The sequence below is a fragment of the Streptomyces sp. NPDC101219 genome, assembly GCF_044767675.1.
Classification (GTDB): Bacteria; Actinomycetota; Actinomycetes; order Streptomycetales; family Streptomycetaceae; genus Streptomyces.
In genome coordinates this window covers 91,195-112,067 of sequence record NZ_JBIWOK010000018.1, presented here as the reverse complement: position 1 = coordinate 112,067, position 20,873 = coordinate 91,195, and the positions used below count along the sequence as shown (strand labels likewise).

At 73.2% G+C, this 20,873-nt stretch carries 20 protein-coding genes, 1 other RNA gene and 2 pseudogenes; 8 read left to right on the top strand and 15 right to left on the bottom strand.

The genetic code is table 11. The features are described from left to right. Nucleotides 1-21 precede the first annotated feature (21 nt). The 4 genes from ACIRPP_RS28375 to ACIRPP_RS28360 form a co-directional block, all read right to left on the bottom strand. Nucleotides 22-810 carry an ABC transporter permease gene (locus ACIRPP_RS28375; RefSeq protein ID WP_403648583.1) on the bottom strand — a complete coding sequence of 263 codons (789 nt, stop codon included), beginning with the start codon at nt 808-810 and terminating at the stop codon, nt 22-24. A 47-nt stretch (nt 811-857) separates the two neighbouring features. Then, nucleotides 858-1,667 carry an ABC transporter permease gene (locus ACIRPP_RS28370; protein ID WP_403648493.1) on the bottom strand — a complete coding sequence of 270 codons (810 nt, stop codon included), beginning with the start codon at nt 1,665-1,667 and terminating at the stop codon, nt 858-860. Then, a complete protein-coding gene (locus ACIRPP_RS28365) occupies nt 1,664-2,653 on the bottom strand; it encodes an ABC transporter substrate-binding protein (protein ID WP_403648491.1) in 990 nt (329 codons plus the stop codon). The genes ACIRPP_RS28370 and ACIRPP_RS28365 overlap by 4 nt, the downstream gene beginning before the upstream one ends. 534 nt (nt 2,654-3,187) lie before the next feature. Next, nucleotides 3,188-3,919, bottom strand: a complete 732-nt coding sequence (locus tag ACIRPP_RS28360; RefSeq protein ID WP_403648488.1) for a hypothetical protein — start codon at nt 3,917-3,919, stop codon at nt 3,188-3,190. Nucleotides 3,920-4,067: 148 nt separating this feature from the next. Between ACIRPP_RS28360 and ACIRPP_RS28355 the strand changes: the two genes are divergently transcribed. Both ACIRPP_RS28355 and ACIRPP_RS28350 read left to right on the top strand, forming a co-directional pair. Further along, complete coding sequence (locus tag ACIRPP_RS28355; protein ID WP_403648486.1) at nt 4,068-4,466, top strand: hypothetical protein; 399 nt, start codon at nt 4,068-4,070, stop codon at nt 4,464-4,466. A 68-nt stretch (nt 4,467-4,534) separates the two neighbouring features. Then, on the top strand, nt 4,535-5,095 hold the full coding sequence (locus ACIRPP_RS28350) for a sensor histidine kinase (protein ID WP_403648484.1): 561 nt from the start codon (nt 4,535-4,537) through the stop codon (nt 5,093-5,095). Between the two features lie 4 nt (nt 5,096-5,099). Here the strand turns inward: ACIRPP_RS28350 and rnpB are convergent. The 4 genes and pseudogenes from rnpB to ACIRPP_RS28330 all read right to left on the bottom strand — a co-directional run bounded on the left by rnpB (nt 5,100) and on the right by ACIRPP_RS28330 (nt 8,054). Beyond that, nucleotides 5,100-5,507, bottom strand: an RNA gene (gene rnpB / locus ACIRPP_RS28345) — RNase P RNA component class A. A gap of 175 nt (nt 5,508-5,682) precedes the next feature. After that, a pseudogene (locus tag ACIRPP_RS28340) lies at nt 5,683-6,540 on the bottom strand (DMT family transporter); the annotation flags it as partial. A 19-nt stretch (nt 6,541-6,559) separates the two neighbouring features. After that, entirely contained in the window at nt 6,560-7,462 is a 903-nt protein-coding gene (locus ACIRPP_RS28335) for an AraC family transcriptional regulator (protein ID WP_403648481.1), read from the bottom strand. Between the two features lie 22 nt (nt 7,463-7,484). Beyond that, the gene (locus ACIRPP_RS28330) at nt 7,485-8,054 is read right to left on the bottom strand and encodes a Uma2 family endonuclease (RefSeq protein ID WP_403648580.1); all 570 of its coding nucleotides are present in this window, start codon (nt 8,052-8,054) and stop codon (nt 7,485-7,487) included. Nucleotides 8,055-8,226: 172 nt separating this feature from the next. Between ACIRPP_RS28330 and ACIRPP_RS28325 the strand changes: the two genes are divergently transcribed. The 3 genes from ACIRPP_RS28325 (at nt 8,227) to eda (ending at nt 10,686) form a co-directional block, all read left to right on the top strand. Further along, nucleotides 8,227-8,988 (top strand): MerR family transcriptional regulator, encoded by a 762-nt coding sequence (locus ACIRPP_RS28325; RefSeq protein WP_403648478.1) that lies wholly within the window; start codon nt 8,227-8,229, stop codon nt 8,986-8,988. A gap of 160 nt (nt 8,989-9,148) precedes the next feature. Further along, nucleotides 9,149-9,931 (top strand): peroxide stress protein YaaA, encoded by a 783-nt coding sequence (yaaA, locus tag ACIRPP_RS28320; RefSeq protein WP_403648475.1) that lies wholly within the window; start codon nt 9,149-9,151, stop codon nt 9,929-9,931. Nucleotides 9,932-10,017: 86 nt separating this feature from the next. Further along, nucleotides 10,018-10,686 carry a bifunctional 4-hydroxy-2-oxoglutarate aldolase/2-dehydro-3-deoxy-phosphogluconate aldolase gene (eda, locus tag ACIRPP_RS28315; protein WP_403648472.1) on the top strand — a complete coding sequence of 223 codons (669 nt, stop codon included), beginning with the start codon at nt 10,018-10,020 and terminating at the stop codon, nt 10,684-10,686. Here eda and ACIRPP_RS28310 read toward each other — a convergent pair. From ACIRPP_RS28310 to ACIRPP_RS28300, 3 genes are read right to left on the bottom strand one after another with little or no spacing between them, the layout of a single operon-like run. Beyond that, nucleotides 10,661-12,151, bottom strand: coding sequence for a bifunctional RNase H/acid phosphatase (locus ACIRPP_RS28310; RefSeq protein ID WP_403648469.1), 1,491 nt, complete (start codon nt 12,149-12,151; stop codon nt 10,661-10,663). The two genes, eda and ACIRPP_RS28310, sit on opposite strands and share 26 nt — an antisense overlap. A gap of 12 nt (nt 12,152-12,163) precedes the next feature. Continuing rightward, complete coding sequence (locus tag ACIRPP_RS28305) at nt 12,164-12,907, bottom strand: zinc ribbon domain-containing protein (protein ID WP_164345358.1); 744 nt, start codon at nt 12,905-12,907, stop codon at nt 12,164-12,166. Beyond that, nucleotides 12,904-13,812 (bottom strand): Nif3-like dinuclear metal center hexameric protein, encoded by a 909-nt coding sequence (locus tag ACIRPP_RS28300; RefSeq protein ID WP_403648466.1) that lies wholly within the window; start codon nt 13,810-13,812, stop codon nt 12,904-12,906. The genes ACIRPP_RS28305 and ACIRPP_RS28300 overlap by 4 nt, the downstream gene beginning before the upstream one ends. Nucleotides 13,813-14,269: 457 nt before the next feature. Between ACIRPP_RS28300 and ACIRPP_RS28295 the strand changes: the two genes are divergently transcribed. After that, nucleotides 14,270-15,532: a hypothetical protein gene (locus ACIRPP_RS28295; protein ID WP_403648463.1), complete on the top strand. Its 1,263-nt coding sequence runs from the start codon at nt 14,270-14,272 to the stop codon at nt 15,530-15,532. A 97-nt stretch (nt 15,533-15,629) separates the two neighbouring features. Then, nucleotides 15,630-15,797, top strand: a complete 168-nt coding sequence (locus ACIRPP_RS28290; protein WP_192235022.1) for a hypothetical protein — start codon at nt 15,630-15,632, stop codon at nt 15,795-15,797. A 69-nt stretch (nt 15,798-15,866) separates the two neighbouring features. Here the strand turns inward: ACIRPP_RS28290 and ACIRPP_RS28285 are convergent, their stop codons facing one another. The 3 genes from ACIRPP_RS28285 to ACIRPP_RS28275 all read right to left on the bottom strand — a co-directional run bounded on the left by ACIRPP_RS28285 (nt 15,867) and on the right by ACIRPP_RS28275 (nt 19,049). Continuing rightward, nucleotides 15,867-16,853: a 3-oxoacyl-ACP reductase gene (locus tag ACIRPP_RS28285; protein WP_403648460.1), complete on the bottom strand. Its 987-nt coding sequence runs from the start codon at nt 16,851-16,853 to the stop codon at nt 15,867-15,869. Between the two features lie 142 nt (nt 16,854-16,995). Continuing rightward, nucleotides 16,996-18,072 (bottom strand): Zn-dependent alcohol dehydrogenase, encoded by a 1,077-nt coding sequence (locus ACIRPP_RS28280; protein ID WP_403648458.1) that lies wholly within the window; start codon nt 18,070-18,072, stop codon nt 16,996-16,998. 92 nt (nt 18,073-18,164) lie between these two features. After that, complete coding sequence (locus ACIRPP_RS28275; RefSeq protein WP_403648455.1) at nt 18,165-19,049, bottom strand: MaoC/PaaZ C-terminal domain-containing protein; 885 nt, start codon at nt 19,047-19,049, stop codon at nt 18,165-18,167. Between the two features lie 261 nt (nt 19,050-19,310). On the opposite strand from ACIRPP_RS28275, the pseudogene ACIRPP_RS28270 reads away from it, so the two are divergent. Continuing rightward, nucleotides 19,311-19,730, top strand: a pseudogene (locus ACIRPP_RS28270) (response regulator); the annotation flags it as partial. A gap of 294 nt (nt 19,731-20,024) precedes the next feature. Here ACIRPP_RS28270 and ACIRPP_RS28265 read toward each other — a convergent pair. Next, nucleotides 20,025-20,792 (bottom strand): SAM-dependent methyltransferase, encoded by a 768-nt coding sequence (locus ACIRPP_RS28265; RefSeq protein ID WP_403648453.1) that lies wholly within the window; start codon nt 20,790-20,792, stop codon nt 20,025-20,027. Nucleotides 20,793-20,873: the final 81 nt, after the last annotated feature.

The window sequence follows — 20,873 nt, the reverse complement described above, 5'->3', positions numbered from 1 at the left end:
TGCTGTCGGTCCGGTCGCCGGTCATGACGCCCTCCTGGACCGGCGCAGGCCGTGGTACCAGGCCAGGGCACGGCGTTCGACGACCCGGAACGCCAGGGCGAGGAGCACGCCGAGCAGTCCGAGCAGCAGGATGCCGCTCCACATCTCGGGGATGGCGAAACCGCGCTGGAACTGGACGACGGCGAAGCCCAGGCCGTTGCTGGCCGCGAACATCTCGCTGATGACCATCAGGATGACGCCGATCGACAGCGCCTGCCGCAGCCCCGCGAAGATCTGCGGGGACGCGGACGGCAGGACCAGGTGGCGCAGGCGTGCGGGGCCCTCGACGCCGTAGGAGCGGGCGGTCTCGGCCAGCACACCGTCGACGGCCCGTACTCCCTCGACCGTGTTCAGCAGTACCGGCCAGACGCAGCCGGAGACGATGACGACGACCTTCATGGTGTCGCCGATCCCGGCGAAGAGCATGATGACGGGCACCAGGACGGGCGGCGGTACGGCGCGCAGGAACTCCAGGACCGGTTCCGTGACGGCCCGCACGCGCGGGAAGGAGCCGATGACGAGGCCGAGTGCGACGCCGAGGACGGCCGCCGCGAGGTAGCCGAGGAGCAGGCGGGTGAGGCTGGGCACCACGTCGGCGGTGATCCGCTCGGCGGTCCACACCTCGCGTCCGGTCTCCAGGACGGTGCGCAGCGGCGGCCAGTAGACGTCGGTGCTGCCGGCGGAGGCGAACCACCAGCCGGTCGCGAGGAGGACGGGCAGACCGAGGGCGAGCAGCAGCCGCAGCAGGACGGTGCGGAGGGCGGTACGCAGGGCCAGGACCGCCGGACGACGGGCCGGCGGGCTTTTCACACGGTCTTTCACGGGGTCACCTCGCCCCGGACGGACTGGTGCCAGGCCAGCGAGCGGCGCTCCACGGCACGCGCGCCCGCATTGATGAGGACGCCGATCAGTCCCGTGACGGCGACCAGCGCGTACATGTCGGGGACGGCGTGGGAGGTCTGCGCGACGGCGATTCGGGCGCCCAGTCCGGGCGTACCGATGACGAGTTCGGCGGTGATCGCGAGGACGAGGGAGACGGCTGCTGCGAGCCGTACGCCGGTCATTACGTAGGGCAGGGCGGTCGGCCACAGCACATGGCGGATCCGGGCCCAGGTCCCGAGGCCGTAGGAGCGGGCGGTCTCCTCGGCGACGGGGTCGGTGTCCTGGACTCCGTACAGGACCTGGACGAGGACCTGCCAGAAGGCGGCGTAGACGACGAGCAGCAGGGTGGAGCGCAGATCGGTGCCGAACAGCAGGACGGCGAGGGGGATCAGCGCCACCGAGGGGATGGGCCGCAGGAACTCGACGGTACTGGCCGTCGCCTCCCGCAGATACGGGACGACGCTGATCACCAGGCCCGCGGTGATGCCGGCGGTGGTGGCGATGAACAGCCCGAGGGCCCAGCCGGTCAGGGTGTCGCCGAGGGCGGTCCAGAAGGCGGCGTCGGACATCTCCCCGACCAGGGCGGCGGCGATGGCGCTGGTGGGCGGAAGGTGGTCGGGGGAGACGAACCCAAGCCGGGGCACCGCCTCGACCAGGGCGAGGAAGCCGCAGAGCCCGGCGAGGCCGAGCAGGGCGTTGCCCGGCCCGGCCCCCCGTCGGCGGACGTCCGGGGGCCCGGACCTCACGGGTGTCCGGGCCACGGCAGCAGCGCGTCCAGGTCGGGGGCTTCGTCGAACAGGCCGTCCTGGCGGCCGAGTTCGCCCAGTCGCTCCAGGGACGCACGGTCCGGCTCCTCGGGCCAGTCGGGGAGCGTCATGGCCTGCAGCGTCTTCTCGGGGATCTTGGTGTAGGTGGAGAGGATCTCCCGCACCTCGTCCGGGTGGCTGCGGGCGTAGGCGAGGGACTCCCGGGTGGCCGCGGCGAACTTCTCCACCAGTTCGGGGTCCTGCCGGGCCAGCTTGTCGGAGGTGAAGTAGAGGGCGATCGTGAGGTCGGGCGAGACGTCGACGAAGTTGGAGGCGACGACCCGGCCGCCCTGCTCCTTGACGACCGCGAGGGAGGGTTCGACGACCCAGGCGGCGTCGACCTGCCCGGCGTCCAGGGCGGCGGGCATCTGGTCGAAGGCCAGTTCCACGAACTGCACGCTGTGAGGGTCGCCGCCGGCCTTGCGCACGGATTCCCGCACGGAGGTGTCGCCGATGTTCTTCAGCGTGTTGACCGCGACCTTCTTCCCGGCCAGGTCCTTCGGCGACTTGACCGGGCTGTCGCCCTTGACGACGACACCGCCGAAGTCGGCGCCGGCCTTCCCGGTGGAGGCGACACCGTTGGCGACGGCCCGCACGGGCACGTCGCGGCTCCGGGCGACCATCAGCGAGGTCGTGTTGCTGAACCCGAAGGCGAACTGGCCGCTGACCACGCCCGGCACGATCGCGGCGCCGCCCTGGCCGGTCTCCAGCGTGAGGTCGAGGCCGCGCTTGCGGTAGAACCCCTGCTTCTCGCCGAGGTAGACGGGAGCCACGTCGACGATGGGGATCACGCCGACCTTCACGGTGGTGAGGCCGTCCGAGGGCGTGTCGGAGGAGCCGGAGGACCCGGACGAGGACGAACCGCAGGCCGTCGCCGTGACGGCGAGCAACGCGACGGCGGCAAGTCCGGCTGGCAGACGACGCACAGGGCCTCCTGTTGAGTCACGGTATGGGTGTGCGCAGGCCGTACGAACGTTGATGCGGGGGAACCTAGGGGCGGCCCGGCGGAGGGTCAACCCATCGGTAGGACAGTATTCAACAACAGCCCGGCCACATGGCCGGAGACGTGGCGGAGCCCGGGAGTCGTATCCAGCTCCCGGGCCCCTGGGGATGCCACCCACATGCGCACGCCGGCGCGTTGAAGAGGACGGATCAGTCGTCAAGCCGTCGTGTTCTTCCTTTGAACTACCGCGCCGTGGAAGAGGCGCAGACGAGATTCGAACTCGCATCCGATGGCGTTGTCCGTCCCCGGTCGGTCCGGCGATCGGTGGCAATGCTGAGACTGGAGCGAGAGTCTGAGATTGACCGCGGCCGCCGTTTCGGCGATCCGCGCCTTCAGGCTGAACTTCAGTGTCAGCTTGCGCTCCTGACGCGAACCGGTCCTCAGTCCGGCCCGCGCCCCGTAGCGCACCCCCGCGCTCGCACGCGGGGGCGATCATGGTGCCGACGCGTGGTCCGCGTCAGCCGAAAAGGTACCCGAACACCGCGTCCCCCACCCGCCGGTCGGTGACCTCGCTGCCGTTGGCCTCCTCGCGGGCGAACTTCACCGCCTGCTGCAGCTTCTCCACCCGCTCGGCGAGCTCGTTGACCCGCCGCGCGGGGAGCGCCCCGGAGAACTTCACCGTCGTCCAGTACCCGATGGGCACGTCCTCGTAGTACACCTCGACCTGCGCCGGGTGCTTCTCGGTGGCCTCCGCCTTCACGTGGTTGCGGGGCACCTTCTTCGTGCGGATGGTGCGCACCGGGTCCGTCTTCCACCAGTCCGTGGACGGGTCGTGGGACCAGGACTCGGCCGCGTCGAGGGTCGGCAGCTTCTTGACGAAGCTGTGCAGTTCGGCGAGCTGCTTCTCCAGGAAGAGCAGGTAGCTGACGGGCACGTCGGCGACGACGGTCCGCCCTTCGACGGTGACGTCCGCGCGGGCCGTGCAGTTCGCCCAGTCCTTGGTCGCCGTCACGTCGAACAGCCGCGTCAGCGACGCCCCCATCTCCCGCAGCACGTCCTCGGCCTGCACCTGCACCCGCGTCGACTCGGGCGGCAGCTGCTCACCCTCCTCGTCCTTCGGCTGGTACGTCCGCGAGATGCCGGCCAGCAGCGCGGGCTTCTGCACCTTGGCGTGGGCGGCGTTGATGTCCTGGAGCGCCTTGCTCTTGACGCCCTTCTCGACGGCGATGATCTGATTGAGCTTGGTCACGGCGTTGTTCCCCCTCTTCGAACAGGGAGAACGTACCGACGGTGTACGGGCGTTGTCGCCCCAATTTCCGCGGGGTGCGGTCGGAGCGCGGCGGCGGCAGACCGCAGGGGCACCTTCCCCCTCCTGACATCGTCCCCGTCCTGGCAACATGAAGGCTTCCAACTCCGGACAGGGGGTCCCAGTGCGGTTGAGGCTTTCAACAGGGGAAGTTGCGGCAGCCGAGGAGGAACTCCGCTCACTCCATACCTGGCTGTCGGCCGACCCCCATGCGCGACGCCACGCCGACCTGCGGTGGGACACGGCCGGTCGCATGCCCGACGGCGGGATGGGCGGGTTGCTCGACGTCCTCTCCCTCGTCATCGGATCCGGCTTCAGCGCTGCGTCACTGGCCGTGTCGGTCACCCAGTGGCGCGCTACGCGTGGCGGGAATGCCCCAGCAGTGTCCGTGGAAGGTCCCGACGGTGCACGCGTGACCATCAGCGATGTGTCGGCGGATGAGGCCGAGCGCCTGCTGCGCATCGTCCTCAGCGAGCAGCCGGACCGGTGAGCTGTATCTGGCCCTTCACGACAGCCAGGTACAGGAGGTCTACGACTCGGCGGTGCCGAGCAGTAGAGATGGCCACCGCAGAGACCCGGCGGCTGGGCGACTTGGTCGACGCTCTGCTCGAACTATCCAGATACGATGCCGGAGTTGCGGAGCTACTCACCGAAGAGGTGGACGTCACCAAGGAGGTTGTTTCCTTCCTGGACGCCCACGAGTGGACGGACCTGGTGGTCCTGGATGCACCGAACCCCATCCGAGCCCAGGTTGATACCAAGCGTCTGAACGCTGTCCTTGCCGAACTGATCGGGAATGCGCTGCGGCACGGCGACCGACCCATAACGGTCAGTCTCGCCTCCCGGCCGACAGAGTTCCTCATTGAGGTGTCAGACAGCGGCAATGGCATCCCTGAGAGCACGCTGCCCTATATTTTCGACCGCTTCGTCAAAGGGGACAGCCGCCGCCCCCGTTCAGAAGGCAGCGGTCTGGGACTGTCGATCGCCCGGGAGGCTGCGCATTTGATGGGCGGTGACATCCGTGCCGCCAATCGCGTTGGGGGAGGAGCCAGGTTCACTCTGCGTCTGCCTCTTCAGCGGCATGACCGCCGAGCCCGGGGTCCCAGTTCGGGGTCCTGAGCGGCAGACGAGTCGGGCTGTACGCCGGGTTCTGTTCCCGGGGTTCCTCGCGGAGCCCCGGGTGACGGCCATCCATCTAGGGCCGGTGTTGCCACCGGCCTCGTGCGGTCTACCCGCGGACTCGGGCGGGCAGCCCTCGAACGTCCGCGCAGAGACGCTTCCTAAGAGGCGTCTCCTCTTGACCTTGCTCCGGGTGGGGTTTACCTAGCCGCCTGAGTCACCTCAGGCGCTGGTGGTCTCTTACACCACCGTTTCACCCTTACCGGGGACCGAGGTCCCCGGCGGTCTGCTTTCTGTGGCACTGTCCCGCGGGTCACCCCGGGTGGCCGTTAGCCACCACCCTGCCCTGTGGAGCCCGGACGTTCCTCGGGGAGTCCCGTGAGGGATTCCACGCGGCCGTCCGCCCGGCTCGTCTGCCGTGTGGACCATGGTACCGGGCGCCGGCGGGGTCCCGGTGCCGTCGGCCGCGGGGGCGGGGGCTGCGGGGGCGTGGCCGACGGGGGCGCGGCGGCTTCCGGGGCCGTGATCTCCGGCGGCGTGGTGTCCGGGGCCCCGGCTTCCGGGGGCGTGGGCCGCGAGGTCGTCGTCTTCGGGGAGGCGGCCGTCGCCAGGACCGAGCCGGTGAGGATGAGGGCGAAGGCGGCCAGGACGGTGGCGGTGAGGGCCTCGTCCAGGAAGACGGTGCCGGCGGCGACCGCGATCGCCGGGTGGACGTAGGTGATCACCGAGGCGCGGATCGGGCCGGCCTCCTTGATCAGTTCCAGGAAGGCGACGAAGGCCACCGCCGTGCAGACCACGCCGAGGGCGGCGAGGGCGGCCAGGGTCTCGGCGGAGGGCAGGGCGGCCGGGCGGGTGAGGTAGGCGGCGGGGGCGTACACGAGGGCGGCCAGGGCCAGGCAGGGGGCGATGAGGTGGAGGGTGGGGACGTCCTTGAGGTGGCGGTTGGCGATGAGGGGGGCCGTGGCATAGCCGACGACGGTGACCAGGACCTCCGCCAGGGACAGGGCGTCGCCGCCGGTGAGGTGGGGCGCGGTGAGGACGGCGACGCCGCCGATGCCCAGTCCGAGGCCGGCGAGGCGGCGGGCGCCCAGTGTCTCCGCGGCGCCGAAGAAGCGCGACAGCAGGACGCCGACGATCGGCACACCCGCGATCAGCAGGCCGGCCGTGGAGCTGGACAGGTGCCGTTCGGCGTCGGTCAGGGTGTACCAGGGCGCGATGATCTCGATGACGGCGAAGGCCAGCATCGGCTTCCAGCGGGCCCGCAGGTTCCGGGTCAGGCCCGGCTGGCGCAGGGCGAAGGGCAGCAGGAGGGCGGCGCCGAGGGCGCAGCGGGCGAAGACGACCATGGACGGGGACACCTCGTCCACGGCCACTTTGATCAGCAGGTAGGGGATGCCCCAGACCAGGCCCATCAGGGAGAACAGGAGCCAGCCGCGTGCAGTCATGCGGTGAGTGTGGCGGCGGTCAGCAGGGGGCGTCTTGAACGCTGTTGCGGTACGCGGCAGCCCCTTGAACGCTCTTGCGGTACCCGGCAGCCCCTTGAACGCTGTTGCGGTACGCGGCCGGGGTCACCCCGAGGACGCGGCGGAACCAGCGGGTGAGGTGGGCCTGGTCGGCGAAGCCGACGAGGGCGGCGGCCTCGGCGGGGCGCAGTCCGGCGTCGAGGAGGGCGCGGGCCCTGGTCACCCGGTACTGGGCGAGCCACGCGTACGGGGGCACCCCCATCGTCGTGCGGAAGGCGCGCAGGAGCTGGTAGCGGGACAGGCCGAGGCCGGCGGCCAGTTCGGCGAGGGAGGGCGGGGCGAGCAGTTCGTCGGCGAGGCGGTCCCGGACGGCGCGGGCGACGGGGCCGGCGTCGGGGACGGTGTCGTCGCCCGGGCGGGCCGTGGAGTGGCGCCGGGCGAGGGCGGTGAGCAGCCAGGGCAGCCGGGACTCGGCCTCCAAAGGGTCGGGGTGGGCGCTGAGGTCGGCGTGGGTGCGGCGCAGGGCGGCGGCGAGTTCGGGGTCGTCGAGGACGGGTTCGCGGAAGTGCGGCAGGCCGGTGCCGAGGGTGCCGTCGGCGAGGAGGGCGGGTGTGGCATAGAGGGCGCGGTAGGCGTAGCCGTCGGGGGCGGCGGGGCCGCCGGTGTGCATCTCGCCGGGTTCGAGGACGACGATCGATCCGGGGCCGGAGACGATGCGTCCGCCGCGGTAGGCGATGACCTCCAGGCCGCCGACGGTGACGCCGACCGTGTACTCGTCGTGGGCGTGCGGGGCGTATTCGTGCCGGTCGAAGCGGGCGGTGAGCAGGTCGAGTGACGGCCCGCACCGGCCGAGCCGCGCCCTGGTCCAGCGTGCCTGTTCCCGTACGTTCCCCGTGTTCCCCACCGCGCACCCCCCGATCAGGGGATCAGACGAAGTCGGCGGTGTCCAGGTCGAAGGCGAAGGGTTCGGGCAGGGCGATCGGTTTGCCGAAGGGGCGCGTGCACTGCTCCCGGTACTCGTCCTTCTCCGGATCGCTGAACAGCGTGACCGAGGAGATGCCGCGGTCGACGAGCAGGTAGAGGGGGATGGCTCCGCGCGCGTAGCAGTGGCGCTCGGCTTCGCGGTCCGTCCGGGGTTTGCCGGAGGTCACCTCCATGACCAGCGCGACGCCGTCGCACGGCATCCAGGGGTCCGCTCCCCGGTACAGGCGCGACGCCGCGGGCGCGAAGACGCCGTCCGGGATGATGTGGTTCTTCGGGCACGCCCCGCCGCTGCTCAGCTTCAGGCCCTTGTTCCCGGAGAACTGCATGGCGGTCCGGGATTCTCTGATCACCTGCGTCACGATCAGCCCGATGCAGTCCTCGTGGTCCCCGTCCGGCGGCGGCGTCACCACGATCTCCCCCTCGATCAGCTCCGCCCGGAAACCCTCCGGGGTGTCCAGGGCGAGGAAGCCCTCGAGCAGGACATCCGCCTGCGAGAGCGGCTCGTGGGCCATGGCAGTCACGTCACGCCCCTCCTTCGGTCGCTCACCGGAGTGGGGCATCGGGTGATCACCTGGTCGTGGATCGGGAGTCGTTGCCTCGATCGTGGCACACGGAGCGGCCCGGCGGGCGGTGCGACGGCGGCCGGTTGACCCTGCCGCAGCGTCAACGTTTCTACTGGGAGGCATGCGGATCGGCGAACTCGCCGCCACCGTCGGCGTCACCACGCGGGCCGTGCGGCACTACCACCATCTCGGGCTGTTGCCGGAGCCGGAGCGGCTGAGCAACGGCTACCGGAACTACACGCTGCGGCACGCGGTCGTGCTGGCGCGGATCCGGCGGCTGACGGAGCTGGGGCTGGGGCTGGCCGAGGTGCGGGACGTGCTCGCGGACGACGCCGGGAAGGACCTGATGGAGGTGCTGACGGAACTGGACGAGGACCTGGCCCGGCAGGAGGCGGCGCTCCGGGAGCGGCGGGGGCGGCTGCGGGCGCTGCTGGAGACGGAGGGCGGGCTGACTGCCGACGGGCCGGTGTCCCCGGAGCTGGCCGCCCTGTTCGAGGAGCTGGCCGGCCTCGCCGACTCGCCCTCGGCGGCCAAGGACCGGGAGGTGCTCGCGCTGATCGAGACCACGGCGCCGCCCGAGGAGCGGGACGCGTTCATGGCCATGTTCGGCAGTGCGCTGTCCGCGCCGGGCGGGGTGGAGCGGGCGCAGCGCGCGTACGCCCTGCTCGACGCGCTCGCCGACGCCGGTACGGACGATCCGCGGATCGACGAGGCCGTGGACCTCTTCGTCGCCTGCCTGCCCGAGGGGCTGGTGCCGCCGGGGGCGGGCTTCGTCGACCAGGAGCACAGTTTCCTGCGCGCCCTGTACGCCGATTTCGCTCCGGCCCAGGCGGAGGTGATCCGGCGGCTGCTGAGGAGGCTCGGGGAGGGGCGGGGCGCGTGAGCGGGGGACGGTGTGGGGGTGTCCCGGCGCGTGGGGGCGGGGAGCGGGCGCCGTACTCTTGCGGCGGGGTTCCGCCCGCCGGGCCGCCGGGGCCCGCACCCCGGGGACACGACCGGGCACGCGAGCCCCGATGCCGTGAGCCGAAGTCGAAGGAGTACGTGTGCTTGTCCTGCTGCCGCCGTCCGAGGGCAAGGCCGCTTCCGGCCGCGGGGCCCCGCTGCGTACGGAGTCGTTGTCGCTGCCGGGGCTGACCGCCGCCCGGAACGCCGTGCTCGACGAGCTGGTCGACCTGTGCACCGGGGACGAGGACAAGGCGCGCGAGGTGCTGGGGCTGAGCGAGGGGCTGCGGGGTGAGGTCGCCAAGAACGCGGAGCTGCGCACGGCCGGGGCCCGGCCCGCCGGGGAGATCTACACCGGGGTGCTGTACGACGCGCTGGGCCTGGCCACGCTCGACACGGCGGCGAAGCGGCGGGCCGCGCGCTCGTTGCTGGTGTTCTCCGGCCTGTGGGGCGCGGTCCGGGTCACCGACCGGATCCCGTCCTACCGGTGTTCGATGGGCGTCAGGCTGCCGGGCCTCGGGGCGCTGGGCGCGCACTGGCGGGCGCCGATGGCGGAGGTGCTGCCGGAGGCGGCCGGGAGCGGGCTGGTCCTGGACCTGAGGTCGGCTGCGTACGCGACGGCCTGGAAGCCCAAGGGCGAGGTGGCGGGGCGGACGGCGACCGTGCGGGTGCTGCACGCGCCGACCCGGAAGGTGGTCAGCCACTTCAACAAGGCGACCAAGGGCCGGATCGTCCGGAGTCTGCTGTCGACCGGGTCCGCGCCGGGCGACCCGGCCGAGCTGGTCGACGCGCTGCGGGAGCTCGGGTACGAGGTGGAGTGCGAGGCGCCCGCCAGGGCGGGGACGGCGTGGTCGCTGGACGTGCTGGTGGCGGAGGTTCACTGAGTCCCGGAGGCGCGCAGTACGGCATTCCGTTGCGCAGTATGCAATGGGCTTTGCGCAGCGTGCCTTCGCCCGGCAGCATGACCGTCATGAGTTCACCCCTGCCCTCTTCCGGCCCCTCCCCCGCCGTCTCCCTGCTGGACCTGGCTCCCGTCGTGCCCGTCGTGGTGGTCGAGGACGCCGCCGACGCCGTGCCGCTGGCGCGTGCGCTGGTGGCCGGGGGGCTGCCGGCGGTCGAGGTGACGCTGCGGACGCCCGCCGCGCTCGACGCGATCCGGGCGGTCGCCGCCGAAGTGCCCGGAGCCGTGGTCGGGGCGGGCACGGTGCTCACGCCAGGGCAGGTGGACGACGCGGTGGGCGCCGGTGCCCGCTTCCTGGTGAGCCCCGGGTGGACGGAGCGGCTGCTGGAGGCGATGCGGGCGTCGGGGGTGCCGTTCCTGGCCGGGGTGTCGACGGCCTCGGAGGTGGTGGCGCTGCTGGAGCGCGGGGTGCGGGAGATGAAGTTCTTCCCGGCGGAGCCGTCCGGCGGCGCGGCGTACCTCCGGGCGCTCGCCGGGCCGTTGCCGCAGGCCCGCTTCTGCCCGACGGGCGGTGTGGACCCGGACAACGCGCCGGACTATCTGGCGCTGCCCAACGTGGGCTGCGTCGGCGGCAGTTGGATGGTCCCGGCGGATGCCGTGGCCGCCGGGGACTGGGCGCGTGTCGAGCGGCTGGCCCGGGCGGCGGCCGGGCTCAGCGCAGGTGCGACGTCTCGTTGAACAGGCGGACGCTGGCGTTGCCGTCGGCGTAGTAGGCGACCGCCGACAGGGACGCGGCCGACAGTTCCATGCGGAACAGGGCCTCCGGCGGGGCGCCGAGGGCGAGCCGGACGAGCGTCTTGATCGGCGTGACGTGGGTGACGAGCAGGACCGTGCGGCCCGCGTGGGCGGCGATCAGCTTGTCCCGCGCCGCGGCGACCCGGGCCGCGGTGGCCGCGAAGCTCTCGCCGCCGCCGGTGGGTTCGGCGTCGGGTGCGGACAGCCAGGCGTTCAGGTCCTCCGGGTGGCGTTCGCGGACTTCGCCGAAGGTGAGGCCCTCCCAGGCGCCGAAGTCCGTCTCGCGCAGCCCTTCTTCGATCTGCACGTCCAGCCCGAGGCGAGCGGCGACGATCTGTGCGGTCTCGCGGGTCCGGGCGAGCGGGGAGGCGACGATCGCCTGCACGGTGCCGCGCCGGGCCAGGGCCGCGGCGACCCGCTCGGCCTGCTCGCGGCCGATGCCGGAGAGGGAGGGGTCGCTGCCGCCGCTGCCCGAGAAACGCTTCTGCGGGGTCAGTGGCGTCTCGCCGTGCCGGAGCAGGACGAAGGTGGCCGGCGGGCCCATGTCGGCGGGCCCCCAGCCGGAGCGGGGAGTGGCGACGGCCTCGGCGGCACGGACGTCCGCGCCGGACTTCCCGGCCTCGGACGCGGGGTCAGTGCCGCCCTTCCCAGCCTCGGACGCGGGGTCAGTGCCGCCCTTCCCAGCCTCGGACGCGGGATCGGGGCCGGCCTTCCCGGCCTCGGACGCGGGATCGGGGCCGGAGGCGGGTTCGGCCGCGCCGGCGGGGCTGTCGTTGCCGGCGGGGCTGTCGTTGCCGGCGTCGGGGGCCGCCGGAGTCTGTGCCCGGGCGGCGGTCGTGCGGTTGCGGGCGGCGCCCTCGGCGAGTGCCGCGCGGGCCCGGGCCGCTCCGGCAGCGGCGTCCCCGGGCGGGCCCTGCGGCTCGGGGGGCGCCGGGCGCACGGGGCGGGCCGGCGGGGTGTCCAGGTCGGCGGTGGACGCCGACGCGGACCACTGCTCCCCGCGAGCGCCCGCGTCCATCGCCTCGTTGGCCAGCCGGTCGGCGTGCTTGTTGCGTTCCCGCGGGATCCACTCGTAGGTGACCCGCTCCCGAGGGAAGATCCGCGCCGCCTCGGCTGCCAGCGGCTTCATGTCGGGGTGCTTGATCTTCCAGCGGCCGGACATCTGCTCGACGACCAGCTTGGAGTCCATCCGGACGCGGACCACGGCCTCCGGGTCGAGGTCGCGGGCGGCCCGCAGGCCGGCCAGCAGGCCCCGGTACTCGGCGACGTTGTTGGTGGCGACGCCGATGTACTCGGCGGCCTCCGCCAGGGTCTCCCCCGTCGCCGCGTCGCTCACCACGGCCCCGTACCCGGCGGGCCCGGGGTTGCCCCGCGACCCGCCGTCCGCCTCGACGATGAACTCCCGCACCGGTGAAGCCCCTTACAGACCCGACTCGGCGGTGCGCACCAGGATGCGGCGGCAGTTCTCGCAGCGCACGACGGTGTCGGGGGCGGCCGCGCGGATCTCGTTCAGCTCGGTGATGGCGAGCTCCTGGCGGCAGCCCTGGCAGGAGCGGGCGTACAGCTTCGCCGCACCGATACCGCCCTGCTGCTCGCGCAGCTTGTCGTACAGCTTGAGCAGGTCGGCGGGCACGGCCGCGGCGATGACCTCGCGCTCCTTGGTGGCCGTGGCGACCTCGCCGTCGATCTGCTCGAACGCCGCGTCCCGGCGGGCGGTGGCGTCGTCGATCTTCGCCTGGACGGAGGCGACCCGCTCGGTCAGTTCGCCGGCCCGCTCCTGCGCGGACTCGCGGCGCTCCATGACCTCCAGGACGACGTCCTCGAGGTCGCCCTGCCGCTTGGCGAGGGAGGCGATCTCGCGCTGGAGGTTCTCCAGGTCCTTGGGCGAGGAGACGGCACCGGAGTCGAGGCGCTTCTGGTCACGGGCGGCGCGCTGGCGCACCTGGTCCACGTCCTGCTCGGCCTTGGTCTGCTCGCGGGCGCAGTCGCTCTCCTCGGTCTGCGCGGCCACCAGCAGGTCGCGCAGCTGGGTGAGGTCCTTGGTCAGCGACTCGATCTCGGCGTGTTCGGGGAGCGACTTCCGCTTGTGCGCCAGCTGCTGGAGGCGGACGTCGAGGTCTTGGACGTCGAGGAGTCGGATCTGGTCGGCGGGCGCGGCGTTCAGTTGGGGGCTCCAGATGTATCGGGCTCGGAGGGGGCGCTCGGGGCGTTCCCGGGAGGGGCGGTGGTGGACGACGACGGGCGGGCGGACGCCGCGTGGGCGGTCCAGGGGTCCGTGACCGTCCTGGAGACGTGGACCCTGAGGCCCCAGCCGTGGCGGTCGGAGATCTCGTCGAGCTGGGCGGCCGCCAGCTCGCACCAGGGCCACTCGGTGGCCCAGTGGGCCGCGTCGAGCAGCGCGAGCGGGTGCTGTGCGCGGGCCTCGGACGCCGGGTGGTGGCGCAGGTCCGCGGTGAGGAAGGCGTCCACGCCGGCGGCGCGTACGTGGTCGAAGAGGCTGTCGCCGGAGCCGCCGCTGACGGCGACCCTGCGCACCGGCGCCTCGGGGTCCCCGGCGACCCGGATGCCCTGGGCGGTGGCGGGCAGCCGCGAGGCGGCGCGGTCGGCGAGTTCGCGGACGGTGAGCGGCTGGTCGGCCTCGCACACGCGGCCCAGGCCGCGGCGGCCCTCGGGATCGGTGGGGTCCGGGACGAGCGGGCCGACGACCCGCAGGTCCAGCGCGCCGGCCAGGGCGTCGCTGACGCCGGGGTCGGCCGTGTCGGCATTGGTGTGGGCGACGTGCAGCGCGATGTCGTTCTTGATCAGCGTGTGCACCACGCGGCCCTTGAAGGTGGATGCCGCGACCGTGGTCGTCCCGCGCAGGTAGAGCGGGTGGTGGGTGACCAGCAGGTCGGCGCCCAGCTTCACCGCCTCGTCGACGATCTCCTGGACGGGGTCGACGGCGAACAGGACCCGGGAGACCTCCTGGCCGGGGTCGCCCACGACGGTGCCGACCGCGTCCCAGGACTCGGCCCGTTCGGCGGGCCACAGGTTCTCCAGCGCGGTGATGACTTCAGACAGACGGGGCACGCAGCACAGGCTACCTGGCTGTTCGGCGCCACCGTAACGGGACGTTCGACGCCGCCCGGGGCCGGTGTTCCGCTCCGCGGTGGCGGGGCGACGCGCTCCGCGGTGGCGGGGCGGCGCGCTCCGCCGTGACCGGCCCTTCCGGTCCGCCCGGCTCACCCCGTCGCCCCGGCTCGCCCGGTCGCCCGGTCGCCCGGCTCAGCCCATCACCCCCACGCATCCGGTCACCCCGTCACCCGGGCCGCACCGGCTCCCCGCGCGCACCCGCTCGCACCCGCTCCCCACCCGCTCGCTCCGGCTCACGCACGCCCCCCACCGGCCGGCCCGGCACCGGGAGCACATACACGCCCGCTTCCTCAGACGAATCGTTCCTGGAACACCCTTATGTGTGAAGGGGAGCCCCGCCTCTCCCCCGACCGTCCGTACGAAAACTACGTTCGTCGCCGGAGGTGACCGAACCATGACGGCGTGTGCAACCGAACCTTCGACCGGTCACGACGACGAACCAGGGCCGACGGGCTGGGCGATCGCGGCGGACGGTTCCTACGCCGCGCGTCTGATGCCCGCCGACGGCTGCCCGGTTCCGGAGCGGTGGACCCTGGACGGGCCCGAGCCCTACGCGGTGCCGCTGCCGGGCGGTCGGCCCGAGGAGCCTGGCACCGAGGTGCAGCCGATGGGCGACGGACGGGTGCTGATCCACCGGCCCATGGCCGGACAGCACGCCTTCTTCCTGCTCTACCCCACCGACCCCGGGACCGGCGAGCTGCCGCTCGGCGCGGTCGAATGTCCCGACGCCGACACAGTGCTGCGGCTGCTGCCGCCCACACCAGGTGGTGAACGGGCGTACGCGCTGGCGGTGGGGCGGCGCACCACGACGGTGTGGCTGGTGGCGGGCGGCGTCTTCGGGCCGGAACGCGTGGCCGAGTTCCCCGGACGCTGCTCGGGCGGGGCATGGCTGGACCGTGCGGGCCGGATGCTGGCACTGGACCGGGAGACCGGCGGGCGCACCAAGTCCGTCGTGGTGGACCTGGAGCGCGACGGCGAGGTGTCGCCGCTGTTGCAGATCGCGGCCGAGAGCGACGACCGGGTCCTGCTCGCCGCCCCGGACAGCGGGCTGTTGCTGATCCGCTCGGACGCGCCCTCGCCGGGCAGCCCCCGTCTGGGCTGGGGCGTGCTGGGCAGCACACTGCCGGTGCGTTTTCCGGAGTGCCTGCGGCTGCCGGACTGCGTGGTCACGCCGTTCGCCATCCAGCCGGGGCAGGTGCTCACCCCGGAGGGCTGTGCGGTGGCGCTGCGCCTCGACGGCCCGTTCGGCAGCTGGGTGGGCCTGTGGCGGCCGGCCGAGCGGAAGGTGCGTCACCTTCCGGCGCCGGAGGGGTGGCTGACCGGCGCCGGCTGGTGGACCGAGGACGGGGTACTGGGCCTGCCGTACGCCACGCGGGACGTGCCGTGCGGGGTCGCCCGGATGCATGCCCCGGCGCCGAAGGACAGCGTCGGACGGGTGGGCGTCGATGTCCCAAGCGGCGCCTCGGACACCGCCGGGGGCACGGACACCGCCGGCGGCACGGACACCGCCGGCGGCACGGACACCGCCGGGGGCACGGACGCCGAAGCGGACTCCGCGGCCGGTTCGGGCAGCCCCGCGCCGCCCGCCGAGGCGTCTTCCGTGCCGAGGCCCGTTCCGCTGCAACAGGCGCCCCTGGAAGGGCTTGTAACGAAGTAGTGGCGGTCCGCGTGGCCGCCTGGATCCGGGGGGCCCGGTGCCGGTTAAACTCGCCCGGCTGTAGGAAAGTTCAGTTTTACGGGGTGAATTCTTCTCGATGAACGACGCCATGACGCACCAGGCGCCGACCGCCGACGGCGGGCAGGTCGCCCCCGGCCGGGGCAAGCACCGCGGACCGGTTTCCACCCAGGACGGCGAGACCGCTCCGCGCGGACGTCACCGCAGGCCGGTGGAGGAGCAGGAGCACGCCGAGTCGGCCGCCTGAGGCACCGCACCGGCACGCAGTACCGGGGACCGGCCCCGTCCGTCGCGCGACGGGCGGGGCCGGTCCGTGTCAGGCGCCGCGTCGCAGGCCCAGCACCTCGACCGCGGCGAACGTCTCACCCGGCGGGCGTCCGGCGTAGTGCGGGGTGAGCAGGGCGTCCAGTTCGTCGTACGTGAAGGTGTCCTGTCCGCTGTCGAACCGGGCGGCGACGCGGGGCCGTTCGACGAGGGCGACCATGCCGCCGTGCACCACGAGGAGCCGGCCGTTCACGCGTCCGGCGGCCGGTGACGCCAAGTAGCCGACGAGCGGGGCGACATGCTCGGGTGCCAGCGGGTCGGGTCCGCCGTCGTCGGGGCGGAGTCCGGCGAAGACGTCCTCCGTCATCCGGGTGCGGGCGCGCGGGCAGATCGCGTTGGCGGTCACCCCGTACTTGGCGAGGGCGTGCGCCGTGGACGTGGTGAGGCCGACGATCCCCCCTTTGGCCGCCGCGTAGTTGGGCTGTCCGGCGGACCCGGCGAGGAAGGCCTCCGAGGAGGTGTTCACGATCCGCCCGTACACCGGCGCCCCGTCCCGCTTGGACCGCTCGCGCCAGTGGGCGGCGGCGTGCCGGATGGTGTTGAAGTGGCCCTTGAGGTGGACGCGGATCACGGCGTCCCAGTCGTCCTCGGTCATCGAGAAGACCATCCGGTCGCGCAGGATGCCCGCGTTGTTGACGAGGATGTCGAGCCGGCCGAACTCCTTGACCGCCGCCTCGACGAGTTCGCCCGCCTGCCGGAAGTCGGCGACGTCACCCGTGTGGGCGAGGGCGGTGCCGCCCCCCGCGCGGATCTCGTCGGCCACGTCCTCGGCGGGCGCGGCGGAGGCGTCGCCGGTGCCGTCGCGGCCCGGCTGCCCGTAGTCGTTGACGACGACGGCCGCACCGAGCCGGGAGAGTTCGAGGGCCTCGGCCCGGCCCAGGCCGCGCCCGGCGCCCGTGACGACCGCGGTGAGTCCGGCCAGCGGCCGTGACCGTGGCCGTGCCTGCTGCCGGGCGGAGGGACGCGTGTTCTCGGACATCGGCGGCCTCTCGGATTTCGACGTATCGGACATCGGCGGGTCCTCATGTCCCCACACACCGGACATCGGCAGGCCCTCAGGCCTCGACGCATCGGACATCAGCGGGTCCTCATGTCCCCACGCACCGGACATCGGCAGGCCCTCAGATCTCGACGCAGGTGCGCAGCGCGGTCCCGGTGCGCATCTGGTCGAGCGCGTCGTTGATGCCGGTGAGCGGGACGCGGTGGGTGATCAGGCCGGCCAGGTCGACCCGGCCGGCCCGCCACAGGGCGATGGTCCGCTCGTAGGAGCGGACGACGTCCCCGCCGCCGTACATCGAGGGCAGGATGCGCTTCTCGTCGAAGAACAGCTCGAACATGTTGAGGTGCAGGTGGTCGTCCATGGCGCCCGCCCCGACGACGACCAGGGTGCCGCCGCGCCGGGTGTTCTCGTAGGCGGTGCGGGCGGTGGCGGAGCGTCCGACGACCTCGAAGACGTGGTCGAACCCCTCACCGCCGGTGAGCTGTTGACGGGCGTCGGCGAGTTCCTCCGGCGCCACGGCGCGGGTGGCGCCGAAGCGCAGCGCGGCCTCCCGGCGCGCGGGCACCGGGTCGACGGCGACGATCTCGGCGGCGCCCCGCAGCCGTGCCCCCTGTACGGCGGAGATCCCGACCCCGCCGCAGCCGATGACGGCGACCGACGAACCCGCCTCCAGGTCTGCGGTGTTGAGGGCGGCGCCCAGTCCGGTGGTGACGCCGCAGCCGATGAGGGCGGCGATGTCGAAGGGGACGTCGTCGGGGATCGGCACCGCGCACCCGGCGTCGACCACGACCTCCTCGGCGAAGGTGCCGGTGCCCGCGAAGCCGAAGACGTCGCCTCCGGGGCGACGGAAGTTGGCGGTGCCGGCGTTCATGAACCCGGCCAGGCACAGCTGCCTCTGCCCGCGCCGGCAGCTGGGGCAGGCACCGCAGGCGGGCAGCCAGCAGACGACGACCCGGTCGCCGGCGGCCAGGCCGGTGACGCCCTCCCCGACTTCGGTGATCTCGCCCGCGCCCTCGTGGCCCGGCACGAACGGGGCGGGCTGCGGCAGCACGCCGCTCATCGCGGACAGGTCGGAGTGGCACAGGCCCGCGGCCCGCACCCGGATCCGCACCTTCCCGGGGCCGAAGCCCACCGCGTCGACGTCGTCGAGGACCTCCAGTTTCTCCTGGCCCGTCTCCTGCAGTACGGCTGCGCGCATGGCACGGCTCCCCTCGGCGGTGGATCGGTCGGGTGGGGGTGTGGGTGGCGGTGGGGCTACGGGCGGGCGGGTCGGCCGGCCGTACCCCTGCTTCAGCTGTGGTCGACGACGGTGTCGGCGAGCACGGGTGCGTCGTCCCGTTCCACCGCGCTCACGGCCACGTGGACCTCACCGGCCGTCGCCCCGCCGCCCCCGCCGCCCCTGCCGCGCCACATGCGGATCCGCAGGGTCTCGCCCGGGTACACGACTCCGGCGAACCGGGTGGCGTAGGCGCGGACGCGGGTGACGTCGCCGTCCAGCAGCGTGTCGACGACGGCCTTGAGGGTCATGCCGTAGGTGCACAGGCCGTGCAGGATGGGCCGCTCGAATCCGGCCCGCTCGGCGAAACCCGGGTCGGCGTGCAGGGGGTTCCAGTCGCCGGACAGGCGGTAGAGCAGGGCCTGGTCCTCCCGCAGGGGGCGTTCCACTACCAGGTCCGGTTCCGCGGCAGGGGGTTCGCGCCGGGTGGAGGGGCCCCGGTCGCCGCCCCAGCCGCCCTCCCCGCGTACGTAGATCTGCGCGTCGTTGGTCCACAACGGGCCGTCGGCGTCCGCCACTTCGGTGCGCATGACCAGGACGGCCGCCTTGCCCTTGTCGTACACGGCGGCGATCCTGCCGGTCGAGGTGGCGGTGCCCTCGACGGGCAGCGGCCGGTGCAGCGTCAGCGACTGCCCGCCGTGCAGCACCCGGGCGAGGTCGACCTCCACGCCCGGCATGGACAGCCCGCCGATCACGCCGGGCGAGCCGGCGCCCGCGACGGTGGCGAAGCTGGGCAGGACGTGCAGCCGGGATTCGAGGGTGTAGCGCAGTTCGCCGGGGTCGGTGGCGGGCACGCCCGCGCCGATGCCGAGGTGGTAGAGCAGTACGTCCTTGGCGCCCCAGGAGATCTCGCCGGTCCGGGGCTCGGCCGCGAGCGCCTTGGCTGCGTCGATGGGCATGGGACTCCTGATCGCCGGGTCGAAGACCCCGGTACGGCTGTCCGCACCGTCGGCCGCACCGGGGTCGTCACGGGCCGCGGAACCCGCCACTTCTAGAACGCGTTCCAGTGCGACGCTCCCCTGTATAGCCGAGCCTCCAGCACATGGGAAGTCTCCTGACGGAGCGTCAGCCGAGGGAGTGCTCCCGCCGTCCGGCAGTCCGCCCCCGGCCTCCCGGGGTCTCTCCGGCCGGTTGCGCTCTACGCTGCTGCCGTGGACGAGATGCCCCGGAATCACCGACCCGCGAAGTCCGTCCGGGTTCTGCTGGCGGAGGACCCGCGACGGGCGCGCGGGGCGCTCGCCTTACTGCTCGGCATGGAACCCGACATCGAGGTCGTGGCGCAGGTGGGCGCGGGCGACGGGATCGCGGACGCGGCGCTGGTCCACCGCCCGGACGTGGTCCTGCTCGACCTCGACCTGCCGGACGGCTCCTGCTGGACCGCCGCCGCCGAACTGCGCCGCCAGGTCCCCGACTGCCGGGTCCTCGTCCTCGCCACGTCCGGCCGCCCCGGACACCTGCGCCGCGCCCTGGACGCCGGTGCGGCCGGCTTCCTCGTCAAGGACGGCCCGGTGGACGACCTCACCTCGGCGATCCGCCGGGTCCTGACGGGCGAGACGGTGATCGACCCGGCGCTCGGGTCCGGCTAGGGCCTCTCGTTCGGATCACGCCGGGCTCGCGGGCCCCGGCACCGCCCCTCGCCGCGTTGTCGTCGGTTGTCAGGGCTCCGCCCTGCCGCCCTCCTCCGCCTTGCGACGCTCCCCACTGCCTGACGGCGTGGGAGGTACCCCCATCACCGGACCCCGCTCCCTGATCCGGCCTGATCCGAACGAAAGACCCCAGGGGCACGGGGACGGCCCTGACTGGGCGTGGGTGTGCCGGCTGTCGATACGGGGGCTTGCCCGCCGAGCCGGGCCGGCCGCGGCCCCGGCGCACCGTCAGTCCGCCCGCCGGAACAGGCCCGCCCACAGGAAGTCCTTGCCGAAGACCGGCGCGTCGTCGGGTTCTTCGCGCATCCGGCGCAGTTCGACCTCCGTGAGACCGGAGAAGACGCGGCGCAGCGACGTGTCCGTGTAGGCGAGCCCGCCCCGGAGACCGTCCCCGGTGTAGAAGGCCGCGTCGGGCAGCTCCGAGCCCATGCCTCCGGCGGCGAAGCAGGTGAGCGCGAACCGGCCGCCGGGCGCGAGGACCCGGTCCAGCAGCGTCAGGTAGGTGAGCCGGCGGTGCGGCGGCAGGTGGTGGAAGCAGCCGGAGTCGTACACGAGGTCGTAGGGGCCGGTCAGTGCGGCCGCGTCGCTCCCGGGACCGGTGGGGCGGACGCCGGTCAGGGTGAACGCGTCCCCGCGGTGGAAGCGGAGACGGCTCGTCCACCCGGATTGCTCCGCCCGTTCACGGGCCCAGGCGAGGGCTGTCGGGGAGAGGTCGACCGCGTCCACGTCGAAGCCGTGGGCCGCCAGGTACAGCGCGTTGCGGCCGGGTCCGCAGCCCAGCTCCAGCGCCCGGCCGCCGGGGAGAAGCCCTCGCTCGACATAGGACACGAGGTTCGCGTCGGGTTTCGCCGCGAAGAACGGCACCGGGCGGGAGCGGTCGGCGTAGAAGCCGTCCCACCAGTCGGCGCCCCGGTCCGTCCACCGGTCGGCCTCCGGTGCGAACAGTCCGTCCATCAGGTCCAGTACGTCGTCCACGGTGCGTATGCTCCGGTCCATCCGGCCCCCTTCCAGGCCCGGTAATCGTACCGTTTCACCGCGTAAATGGGCAGGTCAGAGGGGGTGTGGACGTCCGCCCCG

Excerpts from the sequence above, each read along its gene's own strand:
- eda (WP_403648472.1), top strand. The coding sequence starts at position 10,018 with ATGAGTTCACCCCTGCCCTCTTCCGGCCCCTCCCCCGCCGTCTCCCTG.
- ACIRPP_RS28280 (WP_403648458.1), bottom strand. The coding sequence starts at position 18,072 with ATGCGCGCAGCCGTACTGCAGGAGACGGGCCAGGAGAAACTGGAGGTC.
- ACIRPP_RS28325 (WP_403648478.1), top strand. The coding sequence starts at position 8,227 with ATGCGGATCGGCGAACTCGCCGCCACCGTCGGCGTCACCACGCGGGCC.
- ACIRPP_RS28285 (WP_403648460.1), bottom strand. The coding sequence starts at position 16,853 with ATGTCCGAGAACACGCGTCCCTCCGCCCGGCAGCAGGCACGGCCACGG.
- ACIRPP_RS28275 (WP_403648455.1), bottom strand. The coding sequence starts at position 19,049 with ATGCCCATCGACGCAGCCAAGGCGCTCGCGGCCGAGCCCCGGACCGGC.
- ACIRPP_RS28330 (WP_403648580.1), bottom strand. The coding sequence starts at position 8,054 with ATGGCCCACGAGCCGCTCTCGCAGGCGGATGTCCTGCTCGAGGGCTTC.
- ACIRPP_RS28350 (WP_403648484.1), top strand. The coding sequence starts at position 4,535 with ATGGCCACCGCAGAGACCCGGCGGCTGGGCGACTTGGTCGACGCTCTG.
- ACIRPP_RS28295 (WP_403648463.1), top strand. The coding sequence starts at position 14,270 with ATGACGGCGTGTGCAACCGAACCTTCGACCGGTCACGACGACGAACCA.
- ACIRPP_RS28290 (WP_192235022.1), top strand. The coding sequence starts at position 15,630 with ATGAACGACGCCATGACGCACCAGGCGCCGACCGCCGACGGCGGGCAG.
- ACIRPP_RS28355 (WP_403648486.1), top strand. The coding sequence starts at position 4,068 with ATGAAGGCTTCCAACTCCGGACAGGGGGTCCCAGTGCGGTTGAGGCTT.
- ACIRPP_RS28265 (WP_403648453.1), bottom strand. The coding sequence starts at position 20,792 with ATGGACCGGAGCATACGCACCGTGGACGACGTACTGGACCTGATGGAC.